Source organism: Candidatus Thermoplasmatota archaeon (assembly GCA_018814355.1).
Taxonomy (GTDB): domain Archaea; phylum Thermoplasmatota; class Thermoplasmata; order UBA10834; family UBA10834; genus COMBO-56-21.
Genome location: JAHIZT010000074.1, coordinates 1 through 20441 on the forward strand (window position 1 = coordinate 1; position 20441 = coordinate 20441).

Below are 20441 nucleotides of genomic sequence, written 5' to 3' on the forward strand. Positions count from 1 at the left end.
CGAAGGGGATTTGAACCCCTGACCTCCTGCTTGCAAAGCAGGCGATCTTCCGCTGATCTATCGGCCCCCGTTGGATGGGAATGGCTCAATGAATATGGCCGTTAAATAGCTTTCCTGCGCTCTTCAAGAGATCGGGTAGCCCTGTTCCACTTCGTAGTACTTCTTCCGGCCGTCTCTGATCAGGAACCCGGACACGATATCCTCCATCTTGTCCACTTCCAATAGGAATGCGTCGTGTCCATAGCTGGTCTCGACCATGTGATATTCGACCGCGAGGCCGTTCGCCTGAATCGCTTCGACGAGTTCCTGGGATTGGTAGGGAGGATAGAGCCAGTCCGATGAGAATGAAAGCACGAGGAACCGGGACTTGCATCCTCTGAATGCGGGCTCAAGTAAATCACAGCCAGGGGCGAGATCGAAAAGATCGATTGCCCTCGTGATATAGAGGTAGGAGTTCGCATCGAACCGTTTCGTGAAGGCGTCGCCCTTGTGTCTGAGATAGCTTTCAATCTCGAAGTGCGGTTCTCTGAAGAAAGACCCGCCGTTCACGCAAACACCTTCCTTGGTCCTCCTCCCAAACTTCCGCCTCAGCGTCTCGTCACTCAAGTAGGTAACATGGCCAACCATCCTCGCGATCGAGAGCCCGTCCACGGGCGCCTCCCACTTATGATAATCGCCCTTGTTCCATCGCGGATCGGCCATGATCGCCTGCCGGCCGATCTCGTTGAACGCGATATTCTGCGCTGACTGCCTCCCGGCGGTGGCAATCGGGATAGCCAGCCTACACCTGTTCGGAAATGATACCGCGAACTGCAACACCTGAAAACCGCCCATCGATCCCCCGGTGGCCGCGAGCAACGTCTCTATCCCAAGATGATCGAGCAGCATTGCTTGGGCATTCACCATGTCCTTGATAGTGATGAGCGTAAAGCTCAGTCCATAGGGCCGGCCGGTCCTTGGGTCGACAGAGCTTGGACCGGTCGAACCTTTGCACCCTCCAATCACGTTTGAGCAGATGACGAAATAGCGGTTCGTGTCGAACATCTTGCCTGGACCAATGGCTAGATCCCACCAACCCGGCTTCTCCTCGCCACGCTTGTGGTATCCAGCGACATGTGCGTCTCCCGACAATGCGTGGAAGACCAGGATGGCATTTGACCTGTCGCCGTTCAGTTCGCCATAGGTCTCATAGGTCAGCGTGATTGAACCTAGCTTCTGGCCCGACTCCAGCACCAGCTCGTCCTGCGGCCCTGAGAATGTGAACTGCTTCGGCTTGACGACACCGACCGAGGCTTCTTTCATCAGAATGCACCCCCAACGAAGCCATCATGCGGTAGCTCAATCACCCCTTCGTTGCCTTCGCGAGCGCCTGGTCGATGTCCTCGATGATGTCGTTCGCAGACTCGAGCCCTACCGACAATCTGACGAAATCTTCAGTGACGCCTGTCGACAGCTGCTCCTCTGGAGTAAGCTGGGAATGGGTCGTAGTGGCGGGATGTATTGCGAGGGACTTCGCATCGCCGACGTTGGCCAGGTGGGATAGAAGCTTCAAATTCTCGATGAATCTCCTGCCGGTCTCTCTCCCGCCCTTAATGCCGAAGCCCAGGATCGCGCCATACAGTCCCCGGTAATGGTACCTCCTCGCAAGCTCGTGCTTCGGATGCGACTTCAGACCGGGGTAGTTCACCCATGTCACTTGGTCGTGCGATTGGAGATGCTCAGCTACCTTGAGCGCATTCTGGCTGTGCCTCTCCATCCTAAGATGCAAAGTCTCGAGACCCTGGAGGAACAGGAATGCATTGAACGGGCTCAGGGCGGGGCCAAGGTCTCTCAGGAGCTGCACCCGGGTCTTGATGATGTACGCCAGCTCTCCGAAGGCCTTGGTGTAGACGATCCCGTGATAAGACGGGTCGGGCTCGGTGAAGTCAGGGAACTTGCCTGACGACCAGTCGAACTTCCCGGAGTCCACGATAACGCCCCCTATGCTGGTCCCGTGACCTCCGATGAACTTGGTGGCAGAATGAATCACGACGTCAGTGCCATGGTACATCGGCCTCAGAAGATACGGCGTGGGAAGGGTGTTGTCGATCACCAAAGGAATCCCATTTTCGTGTGCGATCTCAGAGACTGCGCGAAAGTCCAGTGTGTCCAGCCGTGGATTGCCGACAGATTCGGCAAACAGCGCCCGAGTCTTGTCGGTGATCGCTTTCCTGAAGTTCTCAGGATCTGTCGAATCGACGTATTTCACCTTGATGCCCATCTTTGGGAAGGTGTAAGTGAACAGGTTGTACGTCCCGCCATAGAGGCTCAGCGAGGAGAGTACCTCTTCGCCTGGATGAACCACGTTCAACAGCGCGAGAGTCTCTGCCGCCTGGCCTGAGGAGACTCCAAGAGCTCCAACACCCCCCTCAAGCGCTGCGACTCTCTTCTCGAAGACATCCGTGGTCGGATTCATCATTCTCGTGTAGATGTTTCCAAATTCCCTGAGCGCGAACAGGTTCGCCGCGTGCTCAGCGTCGTTGAAAACATACGACGTCGTCTGATAGATCGGCACTGCTCTCGCATTCGTCGCGGGGTCAGGTGACTGACCGCCGTGAAGCGCGAGAGTCTCGAAGTCCGGCGTCTTTGTTTTTCCCTGCACGAGAATCAACCTCCTCGGTTTGATTAACGGCGTTAACACGCTCTGATACTTAACCTGTGCGCCGCAACAAGTCCGTCGCTTGATGTACATAACTGCCGCGCAACTCGGCGATACACAGGCTGTTCAGAAATTCGACAATGTGCAGAATTAGCACTAAGAAATATTCCCAAATTCGTTCAAGGAGTGCCTAGGACCTCAGAACGATCTCGATGTTGACGCCGTCCGGGACATTTATTCTCATGAGCTGTCTCAGGGCGCGCTCATCCGCATCAAGGTCGATGAGCCTCTTGTGCACGCGCATCTCCCACCGGTCTATAGTGCTCGAGCCGCCGCCGTCCGGGCCCTTCCTGCAGGGAACGACTAGGCGCTTCGTTGGCAGAGGTATCGGACCGGAGATCGCGACGCCAGTCTTCTCGCTGATGGTCTTGATCTGCTTGCAGACCCCGTCGACCTTCTTCGGGTCAGTCCCGCTCAGCGATATCCTTGCCCTCTGCACCATTTCAAAGACCTCAAACATAAAAATCATAAAGGATTTGGATAAGGGGTTTACATCTCCTTCTTCTCGACATCGATGACCATGCCGGCCGCGACCGTCTGGCCCATGTCCCTGATGGCGAACCTTCCCAGCTGCGGGAAATCCTTCGCCTTCTCGATGGCCAGTGGCTTCGTCGGCTGGATCTTCACGATCGCCGCGTCACCGGTCTTCAGGAACTGCGGGTTCTCTTCCTTGACCGTGCCCGTCCTTGGGTCGAGTTTCTTCTGCAGCTCTAGGAACGTGCAAGCGACCTGGGCAGTGTGCAGGTGGAAGACTGGCGTGTATCCGACCGTGATCACGCTCGGGTGGTTCAGGACCATTATCTGGGCTGTGAAGGTCTTCGCGACAGTCGGCGGGTTATCGACCGGGCCGGCCACGTCGCCTCTCTTCACATCGGTCTTGGCCAATCCTCTGACGTTGAACCCCACGTTGTCGCCAGGCACTGCCTGTGTCAGCATCTCGTGGTGCATCTCGATCGACTTCACCTCGCCCACCTTGTTGGCGGGCATGAAGATGATCTTCATATCTGGCTTGAGCACGCCCGTCTCTACCCTGCCGACAGGTACAGTGCCGACGCCGGTGATGGTGTAGACGTCCTGGACTGGAAGCCTGAGGGGCTTGTCGGTCATCTTCGGGGGCTCCTTGAGCGCGTCGAGGGCCTGGAGCAGCGTCGGACCCTTGTACCAGGGCATGTTTGCCGACGGCTTCGCGATGTTGTCGCCCTTGTATCCAGAGCACGGCACGAACGGGATCTCATCGGCCTTGTAACCGACCGTCTTGAGCAGCTCGGTTACGGCCTTCTTGGTATCGTCGTACTTCTTCTGGTCCCAGGTGACTGCATCCATCTTGTTGACATCGATGACGATCTGCTGGACGCCCAAGGTCCTCGCTAGGAAGATGTGCTCCTTGGTCTGGGCCTGCGGGCCCTCAATGGCCGAACAGACGATGACCGCAGCGTCAGCCTGGCTCGTGCCGGTGATCATGTTCTTGACGAAGTCTCTGTGGCCGGGCGCGTCGATGATGGTGAAGTAGAACTTCTGCGTGTTGAACCTCTTGTGAGCCACATCGATGGTGAGACCCCTCTCCCTTTCCTCCTTGAGCCCATCCATGACCCATGCGAACTCGAAAGTCGCCTTTCCCTTCTGCTCAGCCTCCTTCTTGTACTTCTCGATGACGTGGGGCTCGATGTGCCCGGTATCGAGGAGCAGTCGGCCGACAGTGGTCGACTTTCCGTGGTCGACGTGTCCGATGAACACCAAGTTCAAGTGTGGTTTCTCTGCCATTTTAATCGCCTCTATGCGTTCTCTTTGAGCATGATGCTCTTGGTATATTAGCCTTTTTCCCTGCGGAATGGCGGATGGTGGCCTGGCCATCATCCGGCGTAGTACGATGCGTCGTACGGTTCCGGCTTGAGGCCTTTCCTGCCCCTGATCTGAGGCACCGTCTTGTCGGCGACCTCACGAGGCATCTGCTCGAATCCTGAGTTCTCAGTCGACCAGAGCGCGCGGCCGCTCGTGGCGCTCCTGATCGATGCGGCGAATCCGAACATGTCAGCAACCGGGCACTTCCCCTGGACCGTGGTCATGTCCCCCTCTTGCTTCATGTCCTCTATGATACCCCGCCTCTGCTGTATCTCCCTGATCGCGTTGCCCATCATGTCCTCGGGGACGTTGATGAACACCTTCTGGATCGGTTCGTACAACACACGGCCCGCCTGGCACATGGCGCCGTAGATCGCGGACCTGGCAGCGGGTATGACCTGTGCCGGACCCCTGTGAATGCTGTCCTCGTGCAGTTTCGCATCGACGAGCATGACCTTGACTGCCATGCACTTCTCATTCGCCAGCGGACCCTGGTCCATGGCCTCGTCGTAGGCGTCCTTTACGAGATCCATCGTCTCGTGCATGTACTGGATGCCTTTGGTCATATCCAGGAGCATGTTCGTCCCGTGGAACGCCACCACTCCCTTGCCTTCATCCTTGCTGAAGCCAAGTTCCTGGAGCTTCCTGGCGAGTGCCTTCGCGTCCTTGATCTTGCCCTCTGTCTCGATCTCGCCAGACCTTATCGCTTGCACGATGGCCGGGCTGAGCGGCTCCACCTCGATGTAGAACCTGTTGTGCTTGTTCGGGGACTTGCCCTCGAACGGGCCTCCCCTGCCGCCGACGCACTCTCTGAACACGACTATCGGCTGCGAGGTCGTGATCTCCACCTTGTGCTCGTTGACGATTCTGTAGTTGGTGATCTCAAGGTGAAGCTCGCCCATGCCGGACATCAGGTGCTCGCCGGTCTCCTGGTTGATCTCCACCTGTATGGACGGGTCGGCCTTCGCGATGGTCCTCAGCACGTCGACCAGTCTCGGCAGGTCCTTGGTGTGCTTCGCCTCGATCGCGACCGTTACGACTGGATCTGAGTAGTGTACGATCTTCTCGAACGAAGCCATGGCCGGGTCGCTGGACACCGTCGAGCCTGCGATCGCGTCCTTGAGACCGGCTACAGCGACGACATTGCCCGCATCGATCTCATCAACGGGTATCCTGTCAGCGCCGACAGTCAGGGACACCAGCTGCGCCCTGTTCGGGTTCGGCATGCCGCTGATCCAGAGCTCTTGGCCCTTGACGATCTTGCCGCTGTAGAGACGGCCGACGGCCACCTCTCCCGCGTGGGGGTCCACGATGATCTTGGTGACCATGAACGCCACAGGCCCATCTGGGTTGCAGGTCATCATCGACTTCCCGAACGTTGATTCGAGGTCTCCGTGCCAGATGACGGGTATCCTAAGCTTCTGCGCCTCCAGCGGGTCCGGGAGGTGAGTGATGACCATCTCCAGGAGCACCTCGTGAAGGGGCGCCTTCTTGGCCAGCGTCTTCTGGTCCTGATTCTTGCAGAACTCGTAGATCTGCTTGAAATTGATACCCGTCTTCTTCATGTAGGGCACCGTGATGGCCCAGTTGTTGAACGCGGAGCCGAAGACCACGTTGCCGGTATCGACATTCAGAGCCCACTTCTCCCTGAGTTCCGGAGGAAGCAGCTTCCTGATCTTCTCGTTGACCTCGTTCACTATGTTGGACAGGCGCTGCTGCATCTGCTCGGGGGTCACCTGCAGCTCGTTGATCAGCCTGTCGACCTTGTTGATGAAGAGTATCGGGTGCACCTTCTCCTTTATGGCCTGCCTGATGACCGTCTCGGTCTGGGGCATGACTCCCTCGACCGCGCAGCACAGTATCATGACGCCGTCGATGGCCCTCATGGCCCTCGTCACATCGCCGCCGAAATCCACGTGGCCGGGCGTGTCGATGAGGTTGATGAGGTACTCCTGGCCTCTGAAGACATAGACCATTGACGCACTCGCGGCGTTGATGGTGATGCCTCTGGCCTGTTCCTGCTCGTCGAAGTCGAGCAGCAGCTGCTTCCCCGCGAGCTCCTCGGACATCATGCCTGCGCCAGCAATCAGGTTGTCGGAGAGAGTGGTCTTGCCGTGGTCGATGTGTGCCGCTGTCCCGATGTTCCGGATGAACTTCGGCTGTCTCATCAGCGCCTGCGCCTTCTTGATGTTGTCCTCTTTTCTTCCCATACGATCACCATGGGCTCAGCATTCAATCAGATGAAAGGAAACAATGGAGAAGCGGTTTCAAGCCGATCAGCGCGCTGAAGAGGCCACTCTCTCGACCTCTTCCTTCTTCGACACCGAAAAGCTGCTCATGTCGTTCTTGGCCGCCCCAAGTATCTCGTCCGCGAGGCATTCCTCGATCGGCTTCTTGCTCTTGTGCGAGGTCTCCAGTGCTCCATTGCAGATTTACCTGAGGGCAAGATCGACCCTTCGGGCCGGCGCGACATCGACTGCCTTCGGGACGGATATGCCTCCGTACTGCAGCCTCGTGACCTCCTCCCTGGGGGCCACGTTCTGGAGTGCATCCACGAACGCCTGGAGCGGGTTGGTGCTACCCTTCTTCTGGATAATCTCAAACGACCTCTCTACGGCCTTGTAAGCCTTCAGTTTCTTGCCGGTGAAGTTCTCGGTCCTCATCATGCCGTTGATGAGCCTCTCGACGACGCTCATCTTGGCCTTTGCGAACGGCTTGTTCGTGTGCCTCCCGCCCGTGTGCGGGACTGCCACAGGCGAGATATCGATGTACCTGGCCATACCCTGGTCTCTCAGCGTCACACCCGTGACGTCGAACTTGCCGAAGAGCAGGACCGTTCCACCCCGAGATGCGTCCTTCGGGACCTGGACCTCCGCCGCTTTGTGCTCGGGCGGTGCCTGGATCTGAGGTTTTGGCTCAGTCGGTGCTTCGACCTGAGTAGGCGGTGCAGCAGCTGCCTGTGGGGCCGGAGCCGGCTCCTGAGCCTTGCCTTCATCTTGGATCGGATTGCCCTCTTCCATGCGGTTCACCTTACGGGCTTCTCCTTCCTGCCCCTCACGAGCTCGTCGAGGGACACGTTGTTGACTTTGATTACCTTGAACCTCACGCCGGGGAGGTCACCGTATGACCGGCCCATCCTGCCGCCGATGCCTTCGACCAGCACCTCATCATGCTCGTCGATGAAGTTGATTGCGCCATCGCCCACCGCGAAGGCCGTGATCTGCCTCCCGTTCTTGATGAGCTGGATCTTGACGCACTTCCTGATGGCCGAGTTGGGCTGCTTCGCCTCTATGCCCACCTTCTCGAGCACGACGCCTTTGGCCTGCGCTGAGCCTTCAAGGGGATCGGACTTCTCCTTGAGATGGAGCGTCCTGCGCTTGTAATATCTGTCGCTCCACTTGTGCCTCTGTCTGTCAAGGCTCAGCTTCCTGGCAGTGTTAAGACCTCTCGGCAATCGTTCACCTTTTTCAGCGAAGTATGCCCTACAAACAGGTCGACCTATTAAAACTTACGCTTGTACTGTGGAGCAAGCCAGAGGGCCATTTGCGAGGGCATTAGAGCTTGGCGCCACAGTGCTTGCAGAACTTGCTGTCTTGGTCCAAGACCGATTTGCATTTGGAGCAGGTCTTCGCAGTCGCTTTCGATATTGGCTGAGCTGCCGCTTGAGAAACTTGTCCTTGAGCCCAAGTAGGTGCGGGAGGCGAACCGGATGGCGGTTGTGGATTCTTCGGGAAGTTGTAAACGTAGCTCCAGAACTCGGTCATAAGCCTCTGCGCATCGTTCTCGTACTCGATGTAGGATACGGCGCCGACAGCGACCGTGATAGGGAGCACAAGCAATGCGCCGACTACGCCCACGACCGCCCCCTCGTCCGTGAGCTCTGCAGAGAATGTGACATAAACTCCGATGTTGGGCCCATCGTCGACGGCCCAGACATCGACGGACTGTCTCAGCCCCAGCCTAGAGTAGAACTGTCCTCCGCGCAGACTGTAGGGGGACGTGTATGTGATCCCAAACTGCCTGTAGCGCCAGAACCAACCAGCAGCCTGCATCGCCTGTTCCTTGGTGATCCCCGCGAAGCTCCGCCTGTCGTGCTTGGTGAACAGGTTCTTCATCATCGCTCATCCCCGCCTGAAGACAGTTACTCGAATGGTATCGCGGTTCCCCATATTCCCTTTTGCGACGTGGCAATCACGATCGGCCATAGGACTCCCCTCGGACCATTGACGCCGCGATCAGATGCGCCATCCTGATGGGTTCTGGAACTGCGCCTCGTACAGTCGATATCGTCACAAACCGCTCCAGCTCATCCCAATCCGCGCCAAGTCCCGAAGCATAAAGTGGCTTGTGCTCAGTTCGGATTTGTCTTAGCTTCAGCTTGGTGATGAGTTCGAACCTCCTCTCCCAGTCTTCAAAGTGTTTTCTGAGGGCCGTTCTCATCTTGTCGAGGTCGGGTTCGTCCCTAGTAACTGTCAACACGGGGATGCCAAGTGATTTGTGGAGCGATTCGATGTCTACCACGTTGAAGCCTGCCACCGCAATGCCGTCGATCATGATGGCCTTGATCTGGTCTCGGTACCTCGACCTCGATATCATATGGGCAAGCCGTTCCGTCGAGTCGATACCGTCTACCTCGACCTCCGTCTTCATGACGCCTTCGAGGTAGTTGGGCACACGCACCAGGGCTCCCACAACGAGAGCCTTTCTGTCCTTGAACCTAAAAGGGGAATCGTCGATTCCGAGGATCCGAATCTGGTTCTTCATCGGACCATCACGCCAGAGGCAGCGAGCCAGTGATGCGGTCAATCTCATTCTCTGGAGCCGGCCCGATCCCTAAGCAAGTGGTGGTGTTCGGAGGAAGCTCGGTCAGGCCAGCATCCGTTATGAGCACGTGCGGCAGGCCCGCCCGTGCTGCCCTGTCGTTGAGAGTCCTCAGCTCCTCTAGGTCTGCCGCTCGAAGGACGACCTTTCGCTGTCCCTCTTTGTACCATTCCGAGAACCATTTCGTCTTCTTGGCCTTCGCCTCAAGGGCACATGTGACGGCAGCGTGAGCGACCTGTGCCGCCATCTTGCCAACCTTCATGTTGAGGTCGTCCCTGACCACGACGACGAGCTTGAACTCCATGTAGCCCTTCCTCACCGACATCCTTTCCACCTAGGACCCGAGCTTCTTCAGCTCGTCATTGATATCCCCGATCCTCACCCTAACCTGGTCCATTCTCTTGCTGTAGTAAAGCTTCCTCTGAGGATTTGAAGTAGACGACCTGTCCGTGTACAGCCTGAGATCCCCCAACATCTGTTCCCTCTCTATGATCAGCCGCTCGATCCTTCGGCTCTTGGAGAAATCGGTTCCCTTCACCTTGGGGAGTCCGGCTGAGGGCGGGGTCCTGAAAAGAACTGGGTGTATTATGCCTGCTCTTGGATAGGCCCCTCTGTACCAACCAGCTAGAACAAAGATTGCCGTCAACGAAAGAAGTGCCGTCCAGAGAGGGCCAGAAGTGACATACGGGTGCTCCTCAGTGCTCATCGAATTCAGCACAAAGCCTACAAGTATGGCTATAACGACGCTGAGCCCCATGCCGATGGCGGTTCTGTAGATGAAATCGTACTCTGGATCGAGCTCACCCCTTCTGGGGAATAACACGTTGACCAGCGTGTAGCCTGGGACGAAGAAGATGATCGCGATTCCCGCGACCACCTGTAGTATGCTGCTCATCGTGCTCGAGCCACAAGCAGAATCTGGAGCGTATTTAAGCGTTTGCTGGCTCTGTCGCTGATGAAACAATAATTATAGCGCACATGCTACACGGCCCCGCATGTTCGAGTTGAAGGAACGGGACGGGCTCGCAAGGATCTGTGAGCTCACGACGAAACACGGGAAGGTCATCACACCCGTCCTTCTGCCAGTCGTCAATCCCAACTACCTCACGATCACACCAAAGGAGATGCATGAACGATTGGGCGTGCAGATGCTGATCACGAATTCATACATCATAAGAGGGAACGATGAGCTCAGGAGGAAGGCAGAGAGCGAAGGAGTACACAGCCTGCTGGGGTTCCACGGGCCGGTGATGACCGACAGCGGAACGTTCCAGAACCACGTTTATGGCGACGTCAAGGTGGACCACAGAGAGATCGTGAAATTCCAATCCTCGATCGGAGCTGATGTCGGGACAATCCTTGACATTTTCTCGGAACCTGATTTCACAAGAGAAGAGGCTGGGGCCGCCGTGGACGAGACCGTCCGAAGGGGAAAGGACTCGGTCGGCGACAAAGGCCAGATGCTTCTGGCTGGACCAGTCCAGGGAGGACTGTTCCCCGATATCAGAGAACGATGCGCGAGAGAGCTCTCAGCCATCGACTTCGACGTCCACCCCATCGGCGGCGTCGTGCCCCTCCTGGAGAGCTACAGGTTCAAAGACTTGGTCGAAGTCATCATCGCTTCCAAGAAGGGATTGAATCCATCGAGACCCGTGCACCTGTTTGGTGCTGGCCATCCGATGGTCTTCCCAATGGCCGTCCTGCTCGGATGTGACATGTTCGACTCGTCATCATATGCCAAGTACGCTCGAGAGGAACGGCTGATGTATCCCTCTGGCACGAGGTTCCTTAGGGACCTCCACGATCTGGCTTGCCACTGCCCATCGTGTAGCGGGACGAGCGTCGAAGAGCTGAAGAAGATGCCCATTGAGGAGCGGACGAAGAGGATCGCTGAGCACAATCTGAGCGTTTGTCTGAATGAGATCAAGGCCATCAAGAACGCGATCCACGAGGGCTCGATATGGGAGCATGCGGAGATGCGGGCACGAGCGCACCCAGCGCTGCTCGAGGCGCTCATGGCACTCGAGAAGCACAAGAAGTATCTCGAGAGGTTCGAGCCTGCGAGCAGGAAGCGTGCGTTCTTCTACTGTGGTCCTGAGAGCTATGACAGGCCGACGGTCATGCGGTATCAGGAGCGGTACTTCTCAAGATACAGGAAGCCACCAGCAAGAGTCCTCGTGGGTTTTGAGGAGGCCGCAAAGCCCTACTCAAGAACCTACTACAAGGATATCTCAGCGGTGACACGGAGCATCAATGCCGCATTCATCGTCGCTTCATTCTTTGGACCAGTTCCGATTGAGCTCGACGAGTACTACCCCATTGCACAATCGGTGATACCGAAGGAGCCAGATGCCGGGGTCAAAGAGAAGATGCTCAGGACCATGGAGAGGCATGCTCACCAGCACGGGTACCCACTTGCCGTCATGTGGGAAGGGGACGAGACCCTGGAGTTCCTGGAGGAGATGGTTTCGGGTGGTCCGGCGAAGTTCGATCTCGATCTCATGAGGTGCAGAGCGGTTCTGGACATGCAGTTCGGGAGAGGTGCAGGGGACATCCTCGCAGGGAAGAAGGTGCGGATTGTGAAGTCCGAAAGGACAGGCAAGATCAGGAACTTAATCATCGACGATGTCCATGCACTGTCCATGCGAGCTGCAGATGGAAGGTTCACTCTCAAGCTGGAAGGCGGTAAGATGCTGATGAAAGTTCTCCCCTCTCCAAGCATGAGAGTGAAGATCGAGGACGAGCCTGCAGAGTTCGCCGCGAAGGGGAACAACGTGTTCGCAAAGTTCGTAGTCGACTGCGACCCCGAGATACGGCCAGGCGACGATGTGGTCGTCGTCAATACAAAGGACGAACTCGCAGCGGTCGGGAGGGCGCTGATGAACAAGGAAGAGATGTTAGCGTTCAAAAGAGGGGTCGCTGTGCGGGTGAAGGACTCCCCGGATTAGTCCCTCTTGGACACGATCTTCTCGGCTACGCTCGTGCACGACAGGAAATCATCCAGAGTATGCAACAAACTGTTCAGAGACGAAGCCTCGATTTCCGCAAGGATCGCGTTGCCATCCAGCTTCGTCGTGACAAATCCCTGGTTATCTAGCTCGACGGACCTGTGGACGTGCGCTGCCTGGTCTGAAGAGGCGAACTCCAAACGGAGACTGCAACTGACCTTAGGCTCCTTGTCATCGGATGGCATCGTTCCCTGTTCGCGCCGAGCGCTGACAAAATACTTAGAACTTGGCGTTGATGACCCTGTGTCGAGGGAGGAGTGCGTTTTGGACGTCGTCGAGTGCATCGAGAGCAGAACGAGCATTAGGTCATTCAAGCCAGACCCAATCGATGATCTGACCTTGAACGAGGCTCTCAGAGTCGCGAACCTTGCTCCCTCAGCTGGGAACCTGCAGGCGAGGGACTTCGTGGTCGTGAAGAGCATCCATACGAGGAAGGCGCTGTCGGAGGCTGCGTACAACCAAGATTTCGTCAAGTCCGCGCCAGCCGTCATCGTCGTTTGCGCTAACCTCGACAGGATAGGGCACTATGGAGACCGAGGAAGGACCCTTTACTGCATACAAGATGCAGCCGCGGCCGTTCAGAACATGATGCTGTTCCTTCATAGCAAGGGGATCGGGAGCGTTTGGGTCGGCGCGTTCGACGAGGAGAAAGCTGCTGAAGCCCTGGGACTGCCTGAGCACGCGAGGCCCGTGGCCATCGTTCCAATCGGATACCCGGCAGAAACGGGCGTGAGGAGAAGACGACTCCTGCAGAGCCAGATAGTCCACATGGAGAAATGGTGACGCCCTTGGCATGGAAGGTAGATCGGACGATGGCCATATGGGGGATTGCCTTTGGATTCTTGGCAACCATCTCTGGCATGTTACTTCTCGGGGCAGTTGAGGGAGGATTCTTGGCAGAAGGAGTTTTCCTCCTGGTGCTCTCTTGGGTTCTCGTGCTTGTGCTGGTCGCCAAAGTAGTCGCCCTGCTAAGAGGCAAGTAATCCAGATTCCCTAGAGGGCACTTCTATGCGCGATCCGAATGCTTTGGCTAACGTCTCTGCGCTAGGGACTGGCAACGAGACCGTCACGAACTCAGGCATGACGCCCTCATTCAGCCATGTGCACGAGGAGATTCCGCCCTGGAGTTCCACCCGTGTGGTGTCATCTAGGAAGACACCATCTCTCGCATCTCCTATTCATCTTCGCCTCTTCAGGGACTATAGCTCAGCGTACCGCTCGCAGAGCATAAGGCCCAGTATCCCTCTCCCGGGACCAGCACGAAGTCGTTCACGGCCGGTATGACGCTGAGCCAGCTCGAGTACGTCCTTGTGACTGGATTGTATTTTGCCACCGTCGTGATGGCCCCTGGGTTGAACATCGCGGGGATATCACTCGCATGCCTGCTCGTGTTGAGCCCCGCGAAGCCTATGAGCGCCCAGCCGCCACCGGCAGGGACGGTGATGTCCCTAGACTGCGTGGTGTTCGGGATGTATCCGTAGAGAGTGAGAGTCCTCGTCCCAGTCGGTACGTTGATCCAGTAGCCCGTGCTCGGAGCTATGGCGAAGTCGGTCATCGGAATACCTATGATAAGAATCTGATACCCATGTTCGTTCCATCGGACCACCGAGTCACCCGGGTTCAGCGGGAGTGTGCTCGCTTTGTAGCCGTAGCCGATCAGAGGCAACGAAACGAGATTCCAGCCCTGCACGAGGTCTAAGATGAAATGCGACCCACGTACGGTCACATACCAAGAGAAGTCTGTGCTGAACCCCACTTTCGGGGCGGTAACAGTGTCTGTGTAGGTCACGCTCGGGAACCAGTCACCCGCATTCAAGTACGTATAAGTAGCAGACACCGTGGTGTTAGGAGCGCTCTGGTAAATGATGCCAGAGGAGTTGCCGTCCCCGAAGTCGAACGTGACACCCAAGATGTCGCCATCAAGATCAATCGGGGTGGCCCAGAAGGTGACGGGTTGCCCATTCCAGGGATTCACATTTGACACAGTGAAGTTCAAGAGAGTAGGAGCATGGTTGGGAATAGGATACACATGAACCCGGCCAGTGTCTGAGACGTTGTGCGGAGGATTCGTTATGCCGGTCCCGTCATCAGCCCATACAGTGAGCACATAGTTTTGCCGGATCTTGTATGTGTGGCTGCAGGTGGGTGTCGTCGTCACCGACACTTCTCCGTCACCCCAGTCCCATGTGAACTTCAGTGTGTCTCTCGTGTCTGAGTCCGAGGCCGTTACATGGAACACGTATGGCTCCCACCACGGAACGTGGGGCTCGTCAGGCACGATTATCTGCGGCGGGTTATTCAGGATTACCCCAATGTCATCGCAGTAGGTTGCGGGCCGCGGGTCTGTGCCGAGGTGGCCGTCGTCGACGTACATGGTGACGGTATAGGAAGCGGCTCCCGTAGAGAACTTATGCGTTGCGTTCTGACCAGAGGCGGTCCAACCATCTCCGAAATTCCAGGTATAGGTCAACGCATCGTTCTCATCGTCCGTGGCCATGCCACTGAACTGTACAACATCGCCTGTATTTGGATCGGACGGAGCATATGTGAAGCCCAGGTCGTGGGGCACGCTGTTCCCGCTAAAGACCCTCACCCGCGTCTTTGCCCATGTCACGAACTGATCCGCACTGTTCTTTTCTCTCACCATGAAGTAAGCGTCATAGCGTCCCTCGTTGTCGTAGATATGTGTCGCACTTGGATCTGAGGACCAATTCGTCTTGGTTCCGTCCCCGAAATTCCAGCGGAATTCGAGCGGTGAACTGTCAGTAGCAGCAGAGTCGAACACAGTGGTGGTTCCCAGTTCGACTTCATAGGAATCAGGCAGGTAAGTTATCACCGGCGGAGTGTTGTCTGCCGGGTAGATCTGCATGTACAGCCATGGGCACAGCTGGTCGGGAATCAGGGTGTAATGCTGCTCCCAGTTGCCATACGACCCGAGTGCCCAGTGATCCGGACCAAGGTCGCTTGCAGCGTAGAGCTCCTTCCTGTAGGCGACAGCTTGGCAACCAAAGTCCTCGTATGCCATGGCCTGCATCTGGTCGGTTATCACCCTTCGCGCGACTGGATCGACTTCCCGCAGCGAAGCGTAGTACAGGTCATCATAGGTCTGGTTGCTGTAGAATACATCGCTCCAGCTACCAATCGCCTCCGTGGTCAGCAACTTCATGATATCGGTTGACACCTCAGATGTGGACGAGAACCACCAGTCCCAGAGCCATGTGTCATAGTCAGCGGTGTACCACCGAACGTTCATGAACCCGCGAGTCTGCGGATTGTAGTCGTACCATAAGTCGATGCCTCCCTGCGCTGCCCATGTAGCGATTTTCCTCGCACCAATGTCGTACTCAGGTGATACATCGACGGTCCAGAAACGGAACCTCAGTGGGTCCGTGCCCCCGACTTTGCACACTGGATAGACTGTCGACGTCGCGCCTATGGGGTTGCCCATCGTATCGTACCGCCAGCCCGCGTTCCAAAGGTCCTGCCTGGCCTGGGCAGTATTGAACTCGACAGGGTTGGGATAGCTGTAGTGCCACGGGTTGACATCAGGACAAAGCGAGTCGGCAACAGTGCCCAGACCGTTGAGGACATCTTGGACGAAGGCTGTCTTGTCGACCATCATGGCCATCGCTTTCTTGACCACTGGGTCGAGGAGCAGCTGGTTGTTCGTACCTTGTTTGACGGCTGGATATGACGCACGGAGAGCGTCAGTCAGCTGATTCAGGTTGTATTCGTAAACAAAGCCCGAGCTCTGCGCGAATCTCACTCCCGGGAGAGAGCTGTTGAAATGCTCGGGGGATACGAACTCCATGATGTCGATTAGACCGTTCTCATAGTCATAGATCATCGGATGCGGGTCTGTGCCGAGCTCGGTCTTGATTACCAGCTTGTTGACGTGCAGCTGCCAACCTTTCGCCTCGGTCGCGAACCATGTCGGGCTCCTTCCTAGCTCAACCACGCCCGTGTCTGGCATTCCGTCAAGCATGTAGTAGAACGGGCCTGAGCCGATGATCGGCGCGATTACCGGGTTCCCCGTCCTGAAGTTGGCCCAGTTCCAGACCTGGGTAGACCAGACATACTCGGGCAGGATCGGTATGATTGTGAGAGCGCTCAGGAACGGGGCGTATGCAGACGATAGCTGGATGTATAGATCGTACGGGTCGCCTGTGGCGGTCCACATGTTTTGGATGATTGGGTTGCCATTCACAACCGGGAAATAGAATTGCAGGAGACTACCCGATGTGTTCTGAATCAGCCAAAATGTGTACATGACATCGGCGCCAGTCAATGGGTGGTTGGCACCGGGGTCGTTCTTGTCGTAGAACTTGGCCGTGTTGACCAGCTTGAAGTTCCATGTCTTGCTGTCGGGCGAGATTGTGTAAGAGGTCACGAGGTCTCCTATCATCTCTGCATTGACGTCACGAGTGAACAAGAAGCTGTAACATGGCCATATCGTCATCATCTCAGGCCTACTCGCATACGTCAGGGCATCGGTTCTGGTCATCAACGGGTTCAGCGTGTAAATCGAGGTCGTGAACTCAGGCCAGCCTATCGTAAGTACCCTGTCGCCAGCAGCAGCGGTTGCATTGTCTGCGGGACTCACACTCATCTGCTGGTTGCCCAAGTCGAATGAAGGCAGCCCGAGCATAAGCACCGCGAGAAACACGGCCATCACTGCTGTAGTCCTCGTGGCTCTCACTTCAATCCACTGCGTTGCTCATCCTCCCTAGTAGCTCGCTGACCGCATCTGCATGATGCCGGTATTCTGTGAACCGAGCACGAGTGCTGTAGCGATGATGAAATGACAATTCACCCTTTTCCTGGCTCCAATTTCGAGAGACAACCCCCGCCAGAGAATTCCCCCACACTTGAGAAGACCAAGCGACACATCGCTATAAAAGAGTTATCGATGGATGGCCAGCCAGACTGAAAACCTGAACATCACGCCCAATGGCGGGAGAGACGCTGGAAATTCGGACAACGAGTCCGTCCGAGACGATCCCCTAGCTCATGGCTCGCGCACAATTTCGGAAATATGAGAATAGGTAGCCCCGGGAGGATTCGAACCTCCGTCGCAGGCTCCAAAGGCCCGCATGATTGACCGCTACACTACGGGGCTGATGTGGGTTGTGTGTCGACATGGTTCGGGACTGATATTAACGATTTCCTACCCAGATGCACCGGTTGTACGGAGCGAAGCAACTGCGCCGGGCTACCTTCTGGAGACCATGATCACACCTATCATGACAAGCACGCCTCCGATGCCCGCAAGCCAACCGATGCCTTGGCCAAGGATGATCCAGGCGAATAAGATTGTCACTACGGGCTCGAAGAACAGCGTAGCGCCAGTGGAAGAGGCCGTCAACCCTGTCAATGCACGAAACCAGAAGACGTAGCCAATGACGGTGCACAGTACCCCGAGGTACAGGGCCGCGAAGAAGAAGCTTGGCGGGAATACGACTGGCTGGTACAGAAACGCATCAGCAGCGGCGAGCGGGACCAGCATGACCGTTCCCAGGAGCGTTAGATACGCTGTCGAGACGAGCGGATCGTATTTCTTCACTATCTTCTTCCCTTCGACCGTGTAGATCGCCCAAAACACGGCGCACACGACGCCGAATACACCACCCAGGAGAGCCACCCATTCCGAAATGAACGATAGACTGCCACCTGTGATGACCAGATAGGAGCCTGCAGCTGACACCAGCAACCCCGTCTTCTGTCCGGAGTTCATCTTCTCTCCGAGCCGAGAACTGGAAATCAGAAAGATCATGATCGGACACAACATGGTAACCAGGATTGATGTGATGGACGGACCTGCGAACTTCACACCATAGTACTGGAAGAAGTAGTAGACACCGATTCCGATGAACGCGAGAACAAGGAACTTCTTCATGTCGACGCGATCAATGCCTTTGGGCCTCTTCCAGATCAAGTATCCGCCGAAGATCGAAGATGCGACGATGAATCTTGCCATCGCTATGAGCATCGGAGACGCCCCGTCGTCTATCGCCACTTTGACGACCACGAACGAGTTGCCCCAGATGAGGATTGTCAGCGCGAGAATGATGTAGAGCTTCCTTGTCGGAGTCATCCAACATCGACCCCTGAGCTCTGCAGACACATCGGCTTCACTCCAAAGATGTGGGGAGGGTGGTGCCTGCCGCGCTCCGTCAGGATCGCCACTGCATCATCTCCGGTAGACGACCCGTTCTTCTCGAGCGGAACCCCGAACGGGACCTTTGTGAGCTCCCTTGACCTGACTCCGACCTTTCTCGTTTCTCCGCAGTTGAGAGTGCAGCCGTGAGCCTTCATGTGTCCTTTCATCTGGTGCTCCCCATCCACAACGCGTATAATTGTGTTTTCAATGGACCAGTGAGGGCTGAGACAACCTTCTTATGCTCATAGCACGTTTTTGCACCGGATAAGATGTCATCAATGAAGCAGGCGAAGAGGTATACGGCGAGGGTGAATGAACACCAGATCTCCGCTAAGAAGCTGGCCAGGGCCGCGAAGCTTAGGGCGAAGGCGGCGAAGATCAGAGAGCAGGTCGCCAAGCATGATGCCAAGATAAGGAGCCTTCAGAGGAAGATTGCCGATCTGGAGAGGCGCGCAAACCAGATCGCCGGACCGCCTCTCAGATGAGCAGCGGCCAAAAACATATATATACAATGAAGTAGATATTGTCAGACAATCGTCATACGATGGGATGGGATGTTGGATTGAAGCGAAGACTAGCAGTGCCCCTCGCACTCATGAAGCACAAATCGAGAAAGGACGTTAAGAACATCAAGACAAGGATCCTCAAGGACGAGGAAGACCTAGGAGACCTCGATGTCCTTATCAAGCTCGCGGAAAACAGACACCGACTGGACCGTCTGGTGAGCGACATCGAGAGCGACCCTGAGTTCGTTGACACGGACGAGGCGAAGAACGAGCTCGATTACGTGAATGCGTCAATTCAGCTCGGGTTGCTCGAAGTCACGGCCGAGCTCGAGGAGATACCTTCCTCGGATGATCTTTTCGAAGAAGCCGTGGCATGAGCGTGACCTCGACTCCAAACCCCTTCTCTCGGGTCTATTCGTACAAGGCCGACTTGATTTGATATGTTTTCTAGAGCGCACTCCTTAAGCCGTTGACTGCCACTCCCGATACAGAGAGAGCACACTTGAGGAGTCAGTGATCCGAATGAAATCAGTGGATGAAGGCGTTGAGATGGCGGCGAGCTGTTGGGCTGAACAGTACAATTGCGCAGAGTCGGTCTTGAGAGGCGTCTGCCACGCACAGGGAATCGAGCTTTCCGATCAGGGCAAGAGGATGGCAACACCTTTCGGTGGAGGCGTCGGTAGGTCTGAGGACATCTGCGGCGCCCTTGTAGGCGGTGTGCTGGCGATTGGCATCGTCAAGGGACGCACGACTCCCCAAGAAGACAGACTAACAGCATACGACACGGCAGGCCGACTCCACAGGATGTTCGTTGAGCAGTTCGGCTCGACCTCATGCAGAATCCTCAACAAGAGCGATTTCAAGTCGGCGGAACATCGGCCGAGGTGCGGCAGATACGTGGAAGCAGCAACTCGCCTGACGATCCAGATACTGAGGCGTTGACCAGGCCGTCCCGAGCCAGTATGTTCAGGAAACTTCTCATCGGAAACATATATATACAAATCGGCGGATACTTCTCCTAGCTCCAAAGAGGGATGGGATTTGGAGAAAGTCAACAGAATCGAAGAGCCAGCGGTAGAGAGATGGTCCGAGGACGAGTCCGTCGCGGTCGATGCCAAAGACGCAGCCGCGGTCGTAGACTTCCCGTTTTTCAGACTGAGCGGCGGCATGATGAGAGAGAACGCGAAGACCTCGAACCGGATCGACGGGCTTCTGATGAGGATGATGGAGCACCCGTCGCATGGGAGATACCATCCCAACGTCGACAAGAACCTGGATTACCTCTTCACATACCTCCAGCTGGACATGATCGGCATGGTGGCGAACGACGTCTCCGAGATGAACAGGAAGCGTTCCGAAGGAGCTCCACGCCCCGATCCGGCCTCGGGCATCATCTCAGAGGAGTAGTC

The 20441-nt window shown here is 56.3% G+C and carries 20 protein-coding genes, 1 tRNA gene and 1 pseudogene; 6 read left to right on the plus strand and 16 right to left on the minus strand.

The window, feature by feature from the left end; genetic code table 11:
* Positions 1–123 precede the first annotated feature (123 nt).
* From KJ653_05130 to KJ653_05180, 11 genes and pseudogenes are all read right to left on the minus strand, one after another.
* Entirely contained in the window at positions 124–1302 is a 1179-nt protein-coding gene (locus tag KJ653_05130; GenBank protein ID MBU0685216.1) for a homoserine O-acetyltransferase, read from the minus strand.
* Positions 1303–1342: 40 nt separating this feature from the next.
* A complete protein-coding gene (locus KJ653_05135) occupies positions 1343–2731 on the minus strand; it encodes a homocysteine synthase (protein MBU0685217.1) in 1389 nt (462 codons plus the stop codon).
* 97 nt (positions 2732–2828) lie between these two features.
* The gene (gene rpsJ, locus KJ653_05140; protein MBU0685218.1) at positions 2829–3137 is read right to left on the minus strand and encodes a 30S ribosomal protein S10; all 309 of its coding nucleotides are present in this window, start codon (positions 3135–3137) and stop codon (positions 2829–2831) included.
* A 50-nt stretch (positions 3138–3187) separates the two neighbouring features.
* Positions 3188–4459: a translation elongation factor EF-1 subunit alpha gene (gene tuf, locus KJ653_05145; GenBank protein MBU0685219.1), complete on the minus strand. Its 1272-nt coding sequence runs from the start codon at positions 4457–4459 to the stop codon at positions 3188–3190.
* A gap of 89 nt (positions 4460–4548) precedes the next feature.
* The gene (locus KJ653_05150) at positions 4549–6747 is read right to left on the minus strand and encodes an elongation factor EF-2 (GenBank protein MBU0685220.1); all 2199 of its coding nucleotides are present in this window, start codon (positions 6745–6747) and stop codon (positions 4549–4551) included.
* Positions 6748–6813: 66 nt separating this feature from the next.
* Positions 6814–7557, minus strand: a pseudogene (locus KJ653_05155) (30S ribosomal protein S7).
* Between the two features lie 5 nt (positions 7558–7562).
* Positions 7563–7991, minus strand: a complete 429-nt coding sequence (locus KJ653_05160) for a 30S ribosomal protein S12 (GenBank protein MBU0685221.1) — start codon at positions 7989–7991, stop codon at positions 7563–7565.
* A 100-nt stretch (positions 7992–8091) separates the two neighbouring features.
* Positions 8092–8655, minus strand: coding sequence for a zinc ribbon domain-containing protein (locus KJ653_05165; protein ID MBU0685222.1), 564 nt, complete (start codon positions 8653–8655; stop codon positions 8092–8094).
* A 73-nt stretch (positions 8656–8728) separates the two neighbouring features.
* Positions 8729–9301, minus strand: coding sequence for a DUF99 family protein (locus KJ653_05170; GenBank protein ID MBU0685223.1), 573 nt, complete (start codon positions 9299–9301; stop codon positions 8729–8731).
* A gap of 7 nt (positions 9302–9308) precedes the next feature.
* The gene (pth2, locus tag KJ653_05175) at positions 9309–9662 is read right to left on the minus strand and encodes a peptidyl-tRNA hydrolase Pth2 (protein ID MBU0685224.1); all 354 of its coding nucleotides are present in this window, start codon (positions 9660–9662) and stop codon (positions 9309–9311) included.
* A gap of 30 nt (positions 9663–9692) precedes the next feature.
* The gene (locus tag KJ653_05180) at positions 9693–10253 is read right to left on the minus strand and encodes a DUF1616 domain-containing protein (GenBank protein ID MBU0685225.1); all 561 of its coding nucleotides are present in this window, start codon (positions 10251–10253) and stop codon (positions 9693–9695) included.
* Between the two features lie 100 nt (positions 10254–10353).
* Between KJ653_05180 and tgtA the strand changes: the two genes are divergently transcribed.
* A complete protein-coding gene (gene tgtA / locus KJ653_05185; GenBank protein ID MBU0685226.1) occupies positions 10354–12306 on the plus strand; it encodes a tRNA guanosine(15) transglycosylase TgtA in 1953 nt (650 codons plus the stop codon).
* Here the strand turns inward: tgtA and KJ653_05190 are convergent.
* Positions 12303–12551 (minus strand): hypothetical protein, encoded by a 249-nt coding sequence (locus KJ653_05190; protein ID MBU0685227.1) that lies wholly within the window; start codon positions 12549–12551, stop codon positions 12303–12305. The genes tgtA and KJ653_05190 overlap by 4 nt on opposite strands.
* A gap of 79 nt (positions 12552–12630) precedes the next feature.
* Here KJ653_05190 and KJ653_05195 point away from each other — a divergent pair, with 79 nt between their 5' ends.
* Positions 12631–13149, plus strand: a complete 519-nt coding sequence (locus KJ653_05195) for a nitroreductase family protein (GenBank protein ID MBU0685228.1) — start codon at positions 12631–12633, stop codon at positions 13147–13149.
* A gap of 409 nt (positions 13150–13558) precedes the next feature.
* Here the strand turns inward: KJ653_05195 and KJ653_05200 are convergent, their stop codons facing one another.
* The 4 genes from KJ653_05200 to KJ653_05215 all read right to left on the minus strand — a co-directional run bounded on the left by KJ653_05200 (position 13559) and on the right by KJ653_05215 (position 18693).
* Positions 13559–17038 (minus strand): PKD domain-containing protein, encoded by a 3480-nt coding sequence (locus tag KJ653_05200; GenBank protein ID MBU0685229.1) that lies wholly within the window; start codon positions 17036–17038, stop codon positions 13559–13561.
* 374 nt (positions 17039–17412) lie between these two features.
* Positions 17413–17485, minus strand: a tRNA-Gln gene (locus KJ653_05205).
* 93 nt (positions 17486–17578) lie between these two features.
* Positions 17579–18460: a DMT family transporter gene (locus KJ653_05210; protein MBU0685230.1), complete on the minus strand. Its 882-nt coding sequence runs from the start codon at positions 18458–18460 to the stop codon at positions 17579–17581.
* Complete coding sequence (locus tag KJ653_05215) at positions 18457–18693, minus strand: hypothetical protein (protein ID MBU0685231.1); 237 nt, start codon at positions 18691–18693, stop codon at positions 18457–18459. Before KJ653_05215 ends, KJ653_05210 begins: the two co-directional genes overlap by 4 nt.
* Before the next feature lie 102 nt (positions 18694–18795).
* On the opposite strand from KJ653_05215, the gene KJ653_05220 reads away from it, so the two are divergent.
* The 4 genes from KJ653_05220 (at position 18796) to KJ653_05235 (ending at position 20439) form a co-directional block, all read left to right on the plus strand.
* On the plus strand, positions 18796–19011 hold the full coding sequence (locus KJ653_05220; GenBank protein ID MBU0685232.1) for a hypothetical protein: 216 nt from the start codon (positions 18796–18798) through the stop codon (positions 19009–19011).
* Positions 19012–19088: 77 nt separating this feature from the next.
* The gene (locus tag KJ653_05225; GenBank protein MBU0685233.1) at positions 19089–19409 is read left to right on the plus strand and encodes a hypothetical protein; all 321 of its coding nucleotides are present in this window, start codon (positions 19089–19091) and stop codon (positions 19407–19409) included.
* Between the two features lie 145 nt (positions 19410–19554).
* Positions 19555–19974 (plus strand): C-GCAxxG-C-C family protein, encoded by a 420-nt coding sequence (locus KJ653_05230; protein ID MBU0685234.1) that lies wholly within the window; start codon positions 19555–19557, stop codon positions 19972–19974.
* Between the two features lie 99 nt (positions 19975–20073).
* Positions 20074–20439, plus strand: coding sequence for a hypothetical protein (locus KJ653_05235; GenBank protein ID MBU0685235.1), 366 nt, complete (start codon positions 20074–20076; stop codon positions 20437–20439).
* Positions 20440–20441 lie beyond the last annotated feature (2 nt).